Source organism: Bradyrhizobium sp. Kon10 (assembly GCF_055807395.1).
The window spans coordinates 275,442-290,762 of sequence record NZ_JBVVOZ010000003.1 but is presented as its reverse complement, the minus strand read 5'-3'; the positions used below and the strand labels follow the sequence as shown (position 1 = coordinate 290,762).

The 15,321-nt window shown below is 64.4% G+C and carries 7 protein-coding genes; 2 read left to right on the top strand and 5 right to left on the bottom strand.

Annotated elements, in window-relative coordinates; genetic code table 11:
* Position 1 precedes the first annotated feature (1 nt).
* The 5 genes from treZ to AC0L2O_RS06675 are packed head-to-tail and all read right to left on the bottom strand — an operon-like array spanning position 2 to position 11,226.
* Positions 2 to 1,756 (bottom strand): malto-oligosyltrehalose trehalohydrolase, encoded by a 1,755-nt coding sequence (gene treZ, locus AC0L2O_RS06695; protein ID WP_473369139.1) that lies wholly within the window; start codon positions 1,754 to 1,756, stop codon positions 2 to 4.
* Complete coding sequence (gene glgX / locus AC0L2O_RS06690; protein WP_473369138.1) at positions 1,753 to 3,831, bottom strand: glycogen debranching protein GlgX; 2,079 nt, start codon at positions 3,829 to 3,831, stop codon at positions 1,753 to 1,755. The genes treZ and glgX overlap by 4 nt, the downstream gene beginning before the upstream one ends.
* Before the next feature lie 3 nt (positions 3,832 to 3,834).
* Positions 3,835 to 5,982, bottom strand: coding sequence for a 1,4-alpha-glucan branching protein GlgB (gene glgB / locus AC0L2O_RS06685; protein WP_473369137.1), 2,148 nt, complete (start codon positions 5,980 to 5,982; stop codon positions 3,835 to 3,837).
* Positions 5,975 to 9,268 (bottom strand): maltose alpha-D-glucosyltransferase, encoded by a 3,294-nt coding sequence (gene treS, locus AC0L2O_RS06680; protein ID WP_473369136.1) that lies wholly within the window; start codon positions 9,266 to 9,268, stop codon positions 5,975 to 5,977. The genes glgB and treS overlap by 8 nt, the downstream gene beginning before the upstream one ends.
* Positions 9,269 to 9,279: 11 nt before the next feature.
* The gene (locus tag AC0L2O_RS06675) at positions 9,280 to 11,226 is read right to left on the bottom strand and encodes a maltotransferase domain-containing protein (protein WP_473369135.1); all 1,947 of its coding nucleotides are present in this window, start codon (positions 11,224 to 11,226) and stop codon (positions 9,280 to 9,282) included.
* A 205-nt stretch (positions 11,227 to 11,431) separates the two neighbouring features.
* On the opposite strand from AC0L2O_RS06675, the gene malQ reads away from it, so the two are divergent.
* Together malQ and AC0L2O_RS06665 are read left to right on the top strand one after the other, a co-directional pair.
* Positions 11,432 to 13,393: a 4-alpha-glucanotransferase gene (malQ, locus tag AC0L2O_RS06670; RefSeq protein ID WP_473369134.1), complete on the top strand. Its 1,962-nt coding sequence runs from the start codon at positions 11,432 to 11,434 to the stop codon at positions 13,391 to 13,393.
* A gap of 30 nt (positions 13,394 to 13,423) precedes the next feature.
* Complete coding sequence (locus AC0L2O_RS06665) at positions 13,424 to 15,226, top strand: glycoside hydrolase family 15 protein (protein WP_473369133.1); 1,803 nt, start codon at positions 13,424 to 13,426, stop codon at positions 15,224 to 15,226.
* The last annotated feature ends 95 nt before the right edge of the window (positions 15,227 to 15,321 follow it).

Genomic DNA, 15,321 nt, shown 5'->3' with positions numbered 1-15,321 from the left:
GCTAACCTCCGAGGCGCCAGACTACTGACCACGGCAAGAGCCGGTCGCTGGCCGCGCCGCCCCAGATCGGCGTGCCTGCGTTGTTGTCCGAATGCGCGATGTCCTTGTCCGACAGATTGGCGGCGAGCCGCAGTGTCGCGCCATCGCCCATACGCCAATGTGCGGTCAGCAAACCATTGTCGCCGGCCCGGGCGTCGCCGAAACTCGCCCCCTTCAGCCGCGGCGCGATCTGCTTGCGGCGAAGCGAGAGCAGCTCGCGCACCAAAGCCAGCCGCTTGTTCTGTTCCGGCGTACGGCTGTCCCAGTCGAGCACGGCCGATTGCAGCGTGGCTGGATCGAGCGGATCGGGTACCTCGTCGCCATATTTTTCGTAGGCCCAGGCATATTCCCGCTTGCGCCCCTTGCGCACCGCGTCAGCCAGTCCGCCCTGGAAATCGCAGAAGAACGGGAAGGGCGCTGTCGAGCCCCATTCCTCGCCCTGAAACAGCATCGGCACCATCGGCGCAAGCAGCGTCACTGCGAGAGCGGCCTCGATCTGGCGCGGCGGTGCCAGGCTCTCGAGCCGATCGCCCAGCGGCCGATTGCCGATCTGGTCGTGGTTCTGGAGAAAGTTGACGAAGGTTGCCGGCGGCAGCTCGCCGCTTGGCTCGCCGCGTGGCTTCTTGCCCCAGAATTCCGAGATTTCGCCCTGATAGACGAAGCCCGACGCGAGCGCGCGCGCAAGGTCCATGCGCGGCGTCTGGTAATCTGCGTAATAGCCGGCGAGTTCGCCGGTCAGCATCACATGCCAGACGTGATGATAGTCGTCGTTCCACTGTCCGCGATATTTTCCGTTCGGCGGCTCCTGCGCGGCATCGAGCAGGCTCGCCTGGTTGTCGCCGTTCTCCAGCACGAGATGGATGTGTCGTCCCGTGGCCTTGGCGAGCTCGCCGGCGGCAACGCTCAGCTCCTGCAACATCGACTGCTCGCCGGGGATCGTCATGATGTGATTGGCGGCATCCAGGCGCAGACCGTCGAAGCGGTAGTCGGCGAGCCAGGACAGCGCATTCTCGACCGCAAAGGCCCGTACCTGCGGCACCCGATAGTCGATCGTGCTGCCCCAAGGTGTGTGGGCATCGGTGAAGAAGGTCGGCGCGTAGCGGCCGAGGTAATTTCCCTCGGGGCCGAAGTGATTGTAGACCACGTCGAGAAACACCATCAGCCCGCGCAGATGCGCCTCGTCGATCAACGTCTTCAAGTCTTCGGGCCGGCCATAGACGCTGTCGGGCGCGTACCACAGCACGCCGTCATAGCCCCAGCCGCGGCGGCCGGCGAAATCGGCCAGCGGCATCAATTCGAGTGCGGTGATGCCGCTCGCAACCAGATGATCGAGCTTGTCGATCATGGCGCGGTAAGTGCCTTGCGGCGTGAACGTACCGACATGGGTCTCGATCAGCACCGTCTCTTCCCAGGGGCGGCCGCGCCAGTCCCTGGCGCGCCATTCGAACGCCGCCTGATCGATCACCTCGCTCGGGCCGGATACGTCCTCGGGTTGGAATGCCGAGGCCGGATCGGGCACGTCGATCTCGTCGTCGATCCTGAATTTGTATTGGCTCCCGGCGCTCAGGCCGGCGATGTCGGCCACATACCAGCCATCCTCGCGCCGCCGCATGGCATGACGCCGTTCGAGCAGGAGGTCGACGCGTCGTGCAGCCGGAGCCCACAGGCGGAACGACACGCCCTCATTCGTCGGCCTGGCGCCGAAGGACGGCCTCATCGCGCGCCCGCGAACGCAAGCACCGAGCGCGGCGGCGCCTTGCTGTCGCTTCCGGGCAGGAAGTCAGTCGTGTTCAGCTTGGCGTCTGTCGTGTTCAGGACCTGCAGCCAACTCTTGTATTCGCTCATCTTGGGCAATCTGAATGCGATCTCTTCGGGGGCGGCGTTCAGAACGATAAAGATCGCAGCCCCGCCGGGTTCCACCGGCCCCATCACATAGGAGAGGAACCTCCCTTCCGGGAATTTCCAGTCACTCTCCGTCATCTCGTCGCCGGCAGGGGTCAGCCAGAGCGCACCGTAGGAGACGCCGTCCGCGGGACGGCCGTCGAGCCAGCGGTGGCTGCGAAGCTGCGAGAAGCGGCGGCGGATCTCGGCGAGCTGCGCGACGAAATCGACCATGTCGTCGCCGTCCTTGCCTAGATTGTCCCAGCCGATCCACCCGATCTCATTGTCTTGGCAATAGGCGTTGTTGTTGCCGGACTGCGAGTTGCCGACCTCGTCGCCGGCCAGAAGCAGGGGAACGCCCTGGGCCAGCATCAGGCAGGCGAGCACGTTCTTGCGAAGCTGCCGGCGCAGGCTGAGGATTTCCGGATCGTCGGTTGGTCCCTCGACCCCGCAATTGTTGCTGTGGTTGTCGTTGGAGCCGTCGCGATTGTCCTCGCCATTGGCCTCGTTGTGCTTCTCGTTGTAGCTGAACAGATCGGCCAGCGTAAAACCGTCATGCACCGTGATGTGGTTGATGCTGGCGCGCGGCCGCCGTCCATCGTGGTTGAACAGGTCCGAGGACGCCGTCATGCGGCTGGAGATGTCGCCGATCAGGCTGCCTTCGCCGCTCCAGTAGCGGCGCATGGCGCTGCGATAGCGATCGTTCCACTCCGACCATTGCGAAGGGAATGCGCCGACCTGATAGCCGCCGAGGCCGAGGTCCCAGGGCTCGGCGACGAGCTTGACGGTCGCCAGCACCGGATCCTGCCGGATTGCCGTCAGGAACGAGATGCCGCGATCGAAACCGTTCGGCCCACGCGCGAGCGTGGTGGCGAGGTCGAAGCGGAAGCCGTCGACGTGGCAGACCTCGACCCAGTAGCGCAGCGAATCCATCACCATCTGGAGCACGCGCGGATGGGTCAGGTTCACCGACGAACCGCAACCGGTGAAGTCGTCGTAGTAGCGCGGGTTCTCTCGGTTCAGCCAGTAATAGGAGGCATTGTCGATGCCACGGTAGCATAGAGTCGGGCCGAGATGATTGCCTTCAGCGGTGTGGTTGTAGACGACGTCGAGCATCACCTCGATGCCGGCATCGTGCAGCCGCGCGACAGTGGTGCGGAAAGAATCGAGCGCATTGTCCTGGGCGTAGCGCGGCTCCGGCGCGAAAAACGACAGCGTATTGTAGCCCCAATAATTGGCGAGCTTCTTCTCCACCAGCACGCGGTCGTCGACGAAGGCGTGAATCGGCAGGAGCTCGACCGTGGTGACACCGAGCTTCTTCAGATGCTCGATCATCGCGGGCGACGACAGGCCGCCATAGGTGCCGCGCAGGTTCGGCGGCACGTCGTCGCGCTTCTGCGTCAGGCCCTTGACGTGGGCCTCGTAGATGATGGTGTCCTCCCAGGGGATGTTGGGCCTGATCTCGCGCCGGCCCCAGTTGAAGGTCTCGTCGAGGACGACGCCCTTGGGCATGCCGCGGGCGTTGTCGCGCCGGTCGAACGACAGGTCCTCGCGCGCGCTGCCGGTGCGGTAGGCGAAATGTGCGTCACTCCAGACCAAGCGTCCGGCGAGCCGCTTGGCATAGGGATCGAGCAGCAGCTTGTTGGCGTTGAAGCGGTGGCCGTGCTCGGGCTCATAGGGGCCGTGCACGCGATAGCCGTAGAGCTGACCAGGCGAGACGTCGTTGAGATAGCCGTGCCAGACATCCTCGGTGCGCTCGGGCAGTTCGATGCGTTCGAGCTCACGGCGGCCCTGACTGTCGAACAGGCACAGCTCGACCTTTTGCGCATTGGCGGAAAACAGCGCGAAATTGGTGCCGCGCCCGTCCCAGCTTGCACCGAGGCGTGCGGGCGATCCAGCAGTCAGGCGCATGTGTCAGCTTTCCGGAACGAGGAAGATGGCCGCGAGAGGCGGAACCGTGAGGCGTAGCTCGGGCGACTTGCCGTCAACGGCCTGAACCTCTCCGATGTTCCCGACATTGGTGCCGCCGTAATGAGCGGAGTCCGAGTTGAACACCTCTTTCCACTTGCCGGCAAAGGGTACGCGAACGCGATAATTGCGATAGACATTGGGTGAGAAGTTGACGATCACCAGGCACCGCGCGTGCTCGGCGGTCCCCTTGCGCATCCAGGCGAAGACGTTGCGGTTGGCATCGTCCGTGATCAGCCATTCGAAGCCGGCCTGGTCGCAATCCATCTGATGCAGCGCCGGCACCGCGCGATAGACCCTGTTGAGATCCCGGATCAGCGACTGAACGCCGGCGTGGCTCTTGTATTCGAGCAGGTGCCAGTCGAGCGACTGGTCGTGATTCCACTCGCGGCTCTGCGCGATTTCGGCGCCCATGAACAGCAGCTTCTTGCCGGGATGGGCGAACATGAAGCTGTAATAGGCGCGCAAATTCGCAAAGCGCTGCCACTCGTCGCCGGGCATCCGGCCGAGGATCGAGCGCTTGCCGTGCACCACCTCGTCATGCGACAGCGGCAGGATGAAATTCTCCGAGAAGGCGTAGTGCAGCCCGAACAGGATGTCGCCGTGATGATGCTTGCGGTGGATCGGATCCTTGCTGATGTAGTTCAGCGTGTCATGCATCCAGCCCATGTTCCACTTGTAGCCGAAGCCGAGCCCACCGAATTCGACGGGACGGGACACTTGCGGCCACGCGGTGGATTCTTCGGCAGCGGTGGTCGCCTGCGGGAATCGGGCAAACAGCTCGGTGTTGAAGCGGCGCAGGAACGCGATCGCCTCGATGTTCTCGCGACCGCCATACTGGTTCGGAATCCACGCGCCCGGCGGGCGGCTGTAGTCGAGATACAGCATCGAGGCGACCGCATCGACGCGCAGCCCGTCGATGGCGTAGCGCTCCAGCCAGAACAGCGCGTTCGACACCAGGAAGTTCGTCACTTCGGTGCGGCCGTAATTGTAGATCAGCGTGCCCCAGTCGAGATGGCGGCCCTGGAGCGGGTTGGCGTGCTCGTAGAGCGCGGTGCCGTCAAAGCTGCCGAGCCCGTGCGGATCGTCCGGGAAGTGGCCGGGCACCCAGTCGAGCAGCACGCCGACGCCTTCGCGGTGGCAGGCGTCGACCAGCGCCGCGAAATCCTCCGGCGTGCCGAAGCGGCTCGTCGGCGCATAGAGGCCGGTCGGCTGATAGCCCCATGAGCCGTCGAACGGATGCTCGCTGACGGGCAGGAATTCGACATGGCTGAAGCCCATGTCGCGGACGTAAGCCGGCAACTGCTCGGCGAGCTCGCGGTAGGTGAGCCATTCATTGCCGTTCTTGCGCCGCCACGAGCCGAGATGGACCTCGTAGATCGACATCGGCGCCGACAGCGCGTTGATGCCGTCCGTCGCCGGGCGGGGCCGCGGCAGATGCGCTTCGTCGAAGACGATCGAGGCCGTCTTGGGACGCAGCTCGGTCGCGAACGCCATGGGGTCGGATTTCAGCGGCAGCAGATGACCGTGCGGCCCTACGATCTCGAACTTGTAATGGTCGCCGGCCTTGGCGTGCGGAATGAACAACTCCCAGTAGCCGGAGCCACGCACCCGCATCGGATGGCGTCGGCCGTCCCAGAAGTTGAAGTCGCCGACCACGGCCACGCGCCGCGCGTTCGGCGCCAGCACCACGAAGCCGATGCCATCGACGCCTTCGAGCGTCATCGGATGCGCGCCAAGCTTGTCGTAGAGACGCTGATGGGTGCCTTCGCCGAGCAGATAGAGGTCGAAGTCGGTCAGGATCGGCGGAAAGCGGTAGGCGTCCTCGAACTCGACGACATGGTCGCCGAATTTCGCGCGCAACTGATAGCGCCTGGAGCCGTTGGGCAGGGCCCCGATGAACAGGCCAGAATCGTGGACGCGGTCGAGCCGCGCCACCTCGCCGTGCTCGCCGACCGCCTCGACATTGGAGGCCTCGGGCAGGAAGGCGCGCACCACGCTCTTGCCGCCCTCGGGATGCAGCCCGAGATAGTGGAACGGGTCGGAGTGGCGGCCCTCGATGATGGCGTAGGCTTCGGCAGGCAGTTTAGGCATGGGCTTCGCTCTCGGCATTGGACATCATGCGAAGCAGCCCGGTCAGTGCCGCGCTGAGCCCCTCTGGCCGGTGGGACAGCGCGTACTCTACTTCGTCGAACGCGTGATCAAGCAGGAAAAAGCTTAACAGGCCATCCGCCAAATGCGGGTCATTGGGCCACAACCGCCGGTCGGTCATGGCCTCGCGATAGGCGGTGAGGAAGGTGGTCGTGGCACGTTCGCGCCATTCACCGAGCGCGGCCGCGAGCCGGCCCTGCTCGTCAGAGGCGCCGTTGAGCGCTTGATTCAACGCCGCGGTTGCCGCGAGCTCGATCGAGCGGATCAGGCCGGCGACGTCGCACGCGGCCGGTGCCTTGCGCCGCTTTTCAGCCAACGGCACGCGCGGATCGCCGTCGAAGTCGATGATGAAGATGTCGTCCTTCACGATCAGAGTTTGCCCGAGGCGGAAGTCGCCATGATGACGGATGTTCAACCCGCCGGTGTCGGATGGCAAGAGCGCACTCAAGCGGTCGGGCAGGCTCGGGCGCGTCGCCGTGAGTTGGTCGACCAGCGGCCGGTCGGCTTCCCGCAGGCCCTCGCGGCTTTCGATCAGCCGCTCGAACACGTGCTCGGCGCGCGCCTTGAGGTCCGACGTCCAGCGGTTGACGTGTGCCGGGCTGATTGGCTCGGCGGCAAGATCGGCCGGCTTTGCGGCAGCAAGCGTCATATGCAGCTGGGCGAGCCGCCGGCCGGTCTGCGCCAGATGGTGCAGGTAGGGCGCCTGGTCCGGGGTGGTGCGGGAGGCCTCATCCGCCGGCAGCAGCCGCTGTTCATCCACGTAGCGATCGAGATAGGCCGCGGTCACGGCCCAGCCGTCGCCCTGGTTCTCGACATAGGCATGCAGCACGCCGATCGTGCTGCGGCTATCGCCCTCGACCAGTTCAGCGGTGCCGAGCAGCTCCGGCGTGTTGGGGAAGCGCGCGATCTCGGTCAGATAGCGCCCGATCTCGGTCTCGGGATTGATGCCGCTTTCGAGCCGGCGATAGATCTTGGCGACGTATTGATTGTCAACCAGGGCGGTGCTGTTCGACTGCTCGATCGCGCGGATGCGCTCGGGTTCCTTGACGGTGTAATCGGCGAACAGGCTGGTCGGCTTGAACTCCAGCCGCAGATTGTTCTCCTCCACCATCAGGTGCTGCGACAAATTGCGCAGGAACAGGCCGATGAAGATCTGGTCGGTTGCGACGTCGAGCAGCGTGCCTTCGCGCGCGCCCTGGCGTACGGCGGCGAGCGCCTTGGGATTGAAGCGCTCGCGGTCGAAACGCACCCACTCGATCTGCATCGGCACCACGTAACGCGTGGCGACGCCATGTTGTGTCGCTTCGAAGAACCCGATCCAGGGCCGGTTGTCGCCGATGTCGCAGAACGGCACCGCCGAGGTCAGCGTCGGCTTGATGTGCTTGGGGTTGTGCTCGGGATACCACCGCGTGCGCGACAAAAATCCCGGCAGCACGTCACGCTCGAACACGCCGCGCTCGCGGGCGAGTGACACCCAGGTCGAATTGACCGGCACCACCAGCGTCTCGAACTCGGGCACTGCGCTCGGCTTCACCGGTTCGGACTTGTCGCGCTCCAACAGCTGGAACCAGTAGAAGCCGTACGGTCCCAGCGTGATCATGTAGGGCAGTTCGCCGATGGCGGGAAAGCGGGTGCGGCCGAGCATTTCCTGCGGGATGCGGTCCTTCCACGGCGACAGGTCGAGCTCGGTCGCCTGTGCTGCGCGCGAAAGGTTGGCGACGCAGAGGATCACCTCGTCGCGATACTGCCGGACATAGGCGAGCACGGCGCGGTTGGTCGGGCGGATGAACGTCATGCTGCCGCGGCCGAAGGCAAGCGTCGACTTGCGCACCGAGATCAGCCGCTTGGTCGCGCTGAGCTGCGAGGACAGGCTGCGCGACTGCGCCTCGACGTTGACCGATTCGTAGCCGTAGACGGGGTCCATGATCGGCGGCGCGTAGAGGCGGGCTGGATCGGCGCGCGAGAAACCGCCGTTGCGGTCCGGGCTCCATTGCATCGGCGTGCGCACGCCGTTGCGGTCGCCGAGATAGATGTTGTCGCCCATCCCGATCTCGTCGCCGTAATAGATGATCGGCGTGCCGGGGAACGACAGCAGCAGCGAGTTCATCAGCTCGATCTTGCGCCGGTCGTTGTCCATCAACGGCGCAAGCCGCCGCCGGATGCCGACATTGATGCGCGCGCGCGGATCGTTGGCGTAGGTGGTCCAGAGATAGTCGCGCTCGACGTCGGTGACCATTTCCAGCGTCAGCTCGTCGTGGTTGCGCAGGAACAGCGCCCATTGGCAGCTCGCCGGAATGTCCGGCGTCTGGCGCAGGATGTCGGTGATCGGGAAGCGGTCCTCCTGCGCGATCGCCATGTAGATGCGCGGCATCAGCGGGAAATGATAGGCCATGTGGCACTCGTCGCCGCGGCCGAAATATTCCTGCACGTCCTCGGGCCATTGATTGGCCTCGGCCAGCAGCAGCTTGCCCTTGGCGTAGGCGTCGAGCTCCTGTCGCAGGCGTTTGATGATCGCATGCGTCTCGGGGAGGTTCTCGTTCGATGTGCCCTCGCGCTCGCAGAGATAGGGAATCGCGTCCAGCCGGAAACCATCCACGCCGGCATCGAGCCAGCGCTTCATCACCTGGATCAGCGCGCTGACGACGCGCGGATTGTCGAAATTGAGATCGGGCTGGTGCGAGAAGAAGCGGTGCCAGTAAAACGCGCCGGCTTCCGAATCCCAGGTCCAGTTTGATTTTTCCGTGTCCGTGAAGATGATGCGCGTGCCCTGGTATTTCTGGTCGGTGTCGCTCCAGACGTACCAGTTGCGGGCGCTCGAGCCTGCCGGGCTGCGGCGCGCGCGCTTGAACCAATTGTGCTGGTCGGAGGTGTGGTTGACCACGAGTTCGGTGATGACCCGCAGACCGCGCCGTTTCGCCTCCTGGATGAAGCGCTTGAAATCCTTCATCGTCCCGAAATCGGGATTGACCGAGCCGTAGTCGGCAATGTCGTAGCCGTCGTCGCGGCCGGGCGAGGGATAGAACGGCAGCAGCCACAGCGCGGTGACGCCGAGATCCTGGAGATAGGGCAGCTTCTCGGTCAGGCCGGCGAAATCGCCGATGCCGTCATTGTTGCTGTCGGCAAACGCCTTGACGTGGAGCTGGTAGATGATGGCGTCCTTGTACCAGAGCTCATCCACGGTCTCGGCAGCCTCGGCCTTCTTGGTGTCGACGGAAGACAATACGTTCATGGCGTGCCCCTTTACGCCAGGCAGCGGAACAGCAGCGCCGGATCGCGGTCGGGATCGATGCGCAATTTGATCCCGCCCCATTCGATGCGGGACTGTTCGCCGGTGAGGAGATTTTCGAGTGCGGTGACGTGGCGACGCTCGCCGCCGGCGTCGACGGTGAGGCCGCCGAGCGGCAACCAGAACTCGCGCGCATGCCGCGAGAGTGCGATGACGGTGACGACGACATTGGCCGGATCCGCCGCCTCCTTCACGAAGGCGATCGTCTCGCCGTCCTCGATGCCGAGGAAGCGGAGGCTCGCCGTCTGCTGAAGCGCCGCGTTTTCGGCGCGAATGCGGTTCAGCTCCGTGATGTAGGGCTTGATGTTGCCCGGTTTGTCCCAGTCGCGCTGCCTGATCTGGTATTTCTCGGAATCGAGATATTCCTCGCGGCCGGGGATAGCCTCGTGCTCGAGCAGCTCGAACCCGCTGTAAATGCCGTAACTGCCCGCCAGCGTCGCCGCCAGCGCAACGCGCGACTTGAACGCCCAGGCTTCGCCGCTCTGGAGATGATAGGGCAGGAGATCAGGCGTGTTGACGAACAGGTTCGCACGGTAGAAGTCGCGTTCCGGATAATTTGTGAGCTCGCTGAAATATTGCTCCAGCTCCCATTTCCCGGTCCGCCACGGAAAATAACTGAACGATTGCGCGAAGCCGAGCTTGGCCAGGCCCTTCATCAATTTCGGGCGCGCGTATGTCTTGGAGAACAGGATCACCTCGGGATGCCGGCGGCGGATGTCGCGGATAAGCCATTCCCAGAACTGGAACGGCGCCGTGTCGTGATTGTCGATGGCGAAGATGGTCACGCCATGGTCGATCCAGAACAACATTGCGTCGCGGAACGCGTTCCATAATCCGATCCTATCGACCGAGTTGAAATCGGGGATGACGATATCCGAATACGGCCCGTCCTCCGTCCGCACCGAGCGGTCCGGCCGCCATTTGAACCATTCCGGATGCTGCGTCAGCCACGGATGATCAGGCGAGCACTGCACGGCGAAGTCGAGCGCGAGCTCCAGCCCGTATTCGAGGCAGGTTGCCACCAGTGCGCGGAAATCCTCGATGGTGCCGAGCTCGTGATGCAGCGCATCGTGGCCGCCCTCGGCGGCGCCGATCGCATAGGGCGAGCCGGGCTCGGCTTCGGTTGCCACCGGCGCATTGTTGCGGCCCTTGCGGCGGGTGCGGCCGATCGGGTGGATCGGCGTGAAATAGAGCACGTCAAAACCCATCCCGGCAATGTCGGGCACGCGCGCGATGCAATCCCTCAGCGTGCCGTGCCGGCCGGCTAGTTCGCTCTGGCTGCGCGGCATCATCTGATACCAGGCGCCAAAGCGCGTCTTGTCGCGGTCGACGATCAGCGGGAAGAGGGGGGAACGGGTCAGGTCAGGCCGCGACTGGCTCTCGGACATGGCCTCGCTCAGCTCGGCCGCAAGCAGCGGCGCGACGTCGCCGTTCCTGAGATAGTCCTCGCATTGCCTGAGGATGAGATCAGCGGCGTCCTGCCGTGCGCCGTGCGCTTTGGTCAGCAGGCCCGCGCCTTCGATCGCATCGAGGCTGAGATCGGCGCCGGAGCGCTGCTTGCGCGCGAGATGGTGCCGCCAGGTGGCGAATTCGTCGGTCCAGGCCTCAATGGCATAAACATATGGCCCGGGCTCGGTCGGCGTGAATGCGCCCGACCAGCGGTCATTGCCGTGATGGATCATCGGCTCGCTCCGCCATTCACGGTCCTGCTCGGCACGCCAGATCAGCGCGGCGCCGATCACGGCATCGCCGTCGCGATAGATGTCGGCCCAGACCTCGACCGGTTCGGCCGCGATCCGTTTCACGGCGAAGCGGCCGCCGTCAATCAGCGGATAGATGTCTTCAATGAGGAAAGCGCTGCCTGACGCGGCACTCTCGACAGTTTGAATTGTCTTGTTCACGGTGATGCCATTGACAAGAAAGCAGGGGCCCGTTTCCCTTGGCGGGAGCCTACGCTTGGTACCTATATAGAAAGCCGCTTGTGTGTCATTAGTTCCCGCTGGGAACGGCAGGTGCGGTTTGCGAGTTAACCCTGACTAACGTCTTCCGCAACCTCGTCAAAATCGATGCCCCCGGCCGATTGATGGCCTGCAAACCGCGTGCCGAATGGATCTTTTAGCTCAAGCCCGGATCAAGGGCGTTCAGTCTGAATTCGTCGATGCCCTCGGAAAGCTGAGGGTCACCGATCCCGTGGCCCTCAAAACCATCCTGGATGCCCTGCCGGAGAAGCGGGTCTACCGCTTCGTCAGCGGGCCGGTCGTGGTCCGGGCGCTGGCAAATCCGCGCACCGAGCTGGTCACCACCGGCACTGCGCCGCTGCGATGGAAAGTGACCGGCAACGGCAATTTGATTGCGCAAGGCGAGACCCGCGAGCCGGTGCTGGCCTGGCCGGCCGCGCTGCCGCTCGGTTACCACCGGTTGACGCTGACAGATGCTGCCGGCGTGACCGAAGAGGTGCCGATGATCGTGGCGCCCGAGCGCGCCTTTGGCGGCGATTTCGACCGTGGCTGGCTGCTCGCGGTCCAGCTCTACAGCGTCCGCTCCAATCGCAATTGGGGCATCGGCGATTTCACTGATCTCGCCGGTCTCGTCCGGCTCGCAAAGCAGCTCGGCGCGGATGGCGTCGGGCTCAACCCGCTGCATGTGCTGTTCGACGACCAGCCCAGCGATTGCAGCCCCTATTCGCCGAACAGCCGGCTGTTTCTCAATCCGCTCTATATCGACGTCGAGGCGATCCCGGAATTTTCGGCAGATCTCATCCCCGATGCGGCCACGACCGCCGCGCGGCTGCGTGAGGGCGATCGTGTCCCCTATGCCGACATGGCGGCATTGAAATGGCTGGGCCTGCGCGCCGCCTTTGACAGCTTCGTGACAAAGGCAAGCGGTGTCCGTCGCAATCAGTTTGACGCCTTCCGCGCTGCCCGCGCGCCGCTGTTGTCGCGTTTCGCCTGCTTCGAAGTGTTGCGGCATCGTTTCAATGCTCCGTGGTGGGAATGGCCGCCGGAATGGCAGCAGCCGGACGAGACCAAATGCGCCGAGCTGCGTAGCGGTCGCGCCAAGCGCGACGTCGAATTCGTCGAATTCGTGCAATGGACCGCTGATGCGCAGTTGCAAGCGGCAAAGGAGCTCGCCGTTGAGCTCGGCATGCGGGTCGGGCTCTATCTCGATGTCGCCGTTGGCGTGCAGTCCAACGGCTTCGACGCCTGGAACGAGCAGATGGCGATCTCGCGCCATCTCGCCGTCGGCGCGCCGCCCGACGTGCTCAACACCGTCGGCCAGGATTGGGGGCTCGCCGGCTTCAATGCGGGTGGCCTCGAAGCCCAGTCGTTTGTGCCGTTCGCCGACATGCTGGCCGCCTCGATGCGGCACGCCGGCGCGATCCGTCTCGATCACGTGCTGGGGCTGAAACGGCTTTACCTGGTGCCGCGCGGCTTCAAGCCGGACAACGGCGCCTATGTGGAGATGCCGTTCGAGGCGCTGCTTGGCGCGGTGGCGCGGGAGAGCGCAGCGCACAAATGCATCGTCATCGGCGAGGATCTCGGCACCGTGCCGGAGGGATTTCGCGAGACCATGCAGGACTTCGGCATCTGGTCATATCTTGTCATGATGTTCGAGCGCGACAATGCCGGCCGTTTCCGCAACAGCGACTATTACCGGCCGAACGCGCTGGTGACGCTGAACACGCACGATTTGTCGACCTATGCCGGCTGGCGCTCGTTCAGCGATCTCAAGATGAAGCGCTCGCTCGGGCTCGACCCCGGCGAGAACGAGCAGGCACGCTGGGATGCGCTCGGGATGCTCGACGAGATCCTGGGCCAGAACGGCATTCATGCCAACGACGTCTATTCGGTGCTCGCCTTCCTGTCGCGCACGCCGTCGCGGCTGTTGGCGGTCTCGCTGGAGGATCTGCTCGGCGTGATCGACCAGCCCAACATCCCCGGCACCATCGACGAGCACCCGAACTGGCGCCAGCGCCTGCCGGTTGCGCTCGACAAGATCGCCGCCAAGATCGATCTCGCGGCTTTGAAGGCCGCGACGCGGGAACGTTCCTTGCCCGGCGGGAGTTGATTGGGCGGGGATTTCTTGGGTTCGCGAACATTGTCTCAGAGGATCGAGGACTATGCGCTGATCGGAGACTGCGAGACCGCAGCGCTGGTCGGGCGCAACGGCTCGATCGACTGGCTGTGCTGGCCGGCCTTCGATTCCGACGCCTGCTTCGCGGCAATCCTCGGCGGGTCCAGGAACGGTTGCTGGCGGATTACGCCGACCGGGGACATCACGGGCACCTCGCGCCGTTATCTCGGCAACACCCTCATTCTCGAAACGCGCTTCGAGACCAAGAGCGGCACCGTCGCACTGGTCGACTTCATGCCGCCGCGCGGCAAGGCGTCCGATATCGTGCGGCTGGTCCGGGGCGTCAGCGGCAAGGTCAAGATGCGGATGCAGCTCATCATCCGCTTCGGTTTCGGCGCCGACATTCCCTGGGTGCGCCGCGGCGAGCATGGGGCGCTGCTGGCGATCGCCGGCCAGGACATGACGGTGCTGCGGACGCCGGCCAAGACCCGCGGCGAGGATTTCACAACGGTCGCCGAATTCGAGGTCGCGGCCGGGGAGACCGTACCGTTCGTTCTGACCTATGGCCCTTCGCACCTCGATCCGCCTGAGCCGATCGATCCGGAGATTGCGCTCCGGGAAACCGAGAAATTCTGGGACGACTGGTGCAGTCGCTGCACCCGCGACGGCGCCTATCGCGATCTCATCCTGCGCTCTCTGATCACGCTGAAAGCGCTGACCTTTGCCCCGACCGGCGGCATCGTGGCCGCGCCGACCACGTCGTTGCCGGAAAAGCTCGGGGGCGCCAGAAACTGGGATTATCGCTTCTGCTGGCTGCGCGACGCCACTTTCACGCTGCTGGCGTTGATGAACTCGGGCTACACCGAGGAAGCCTTGGCCTGGCACAATTGGCTGTTGCGCGCGGTGGCCGGCGCGCCGGCGAACATGCAGATCATGTACGGCATCTGGGGACAGCGCCGGCTGCTGGAATGGGAAGCGGGCTGGCTCGACGGCTATGAGGGTGCGCAGCCGGTACGCGTCGGCAATGCCGCGCATGCGCAGCTCCAGCTCGACGTTTACGGCGAATTGATCGACGCGTTCCACCAGTCGCGGATGGCAAAGCTGAAGCTTGACCATGAAAGCTGGGCGCTGGAATGCGCCGTGCTCAACCATCTGGCGGAGGTCTGGGACCATCCCGACCACGGCATCTGGGAGCGGCGCGGACAGCCGAGGCACTATGTCTTTTCCAAGGTGATGACCTGGGTCGCCTTCGACCGCGGCATCAAGAGCGCCGAGACGTTTGGCTTCAAGGCGCCGTTGCTGCACTGGCGTACCTTGCGCGACGCGATCCATCGCGAGGTCTGCAACAAGGGGTTTGACGCGGCAGAGAATGCCTTCGTCGAGTCCTACGGCTCGAAGCTGCTCGATGCCAGTTTGCTGCTGCTCCCGGCGGTCGGCTTTCTGCCCCCATCCGATCCGCGCATTCGTGGCACCATCGCGGCCGTCGAAAAGCACCTGATCCGCAACGGCTTCGTCCTCCGGCACGATCCACGCGAGGTATCGGGGGAGACGCAGCCGGTCGAGGGCGCATTCCTGGCCTGCAGCCTGTGGCTGGCCGATGCCCATGTGCTGTCAGGTGATCTCGAGAAGGCGCAGGTGTTGTTCGACCGGGTCGCGGGGCTCGCGAACGATGTCGGGCTACTGGCCGAGGAATACGATTCCGTGGCGCGTCGCCAGACCGGCAATTTCCCGCAAGCACTGACCCATATCGCGCTGGTTAATACGGCCCATAATCTCTCGGCGGCCCGGCACGGCAGCGAGAAGCCGGCGATGCAGCGATCGAAGTAGAGCGCAATTGATTTCGATCAAATGCAGCGAGGTGCGCCTGTCACCTCTCCCCATCGGGGAGAGGTGAAGTACCAGCGGCGTACTTTGATACCATC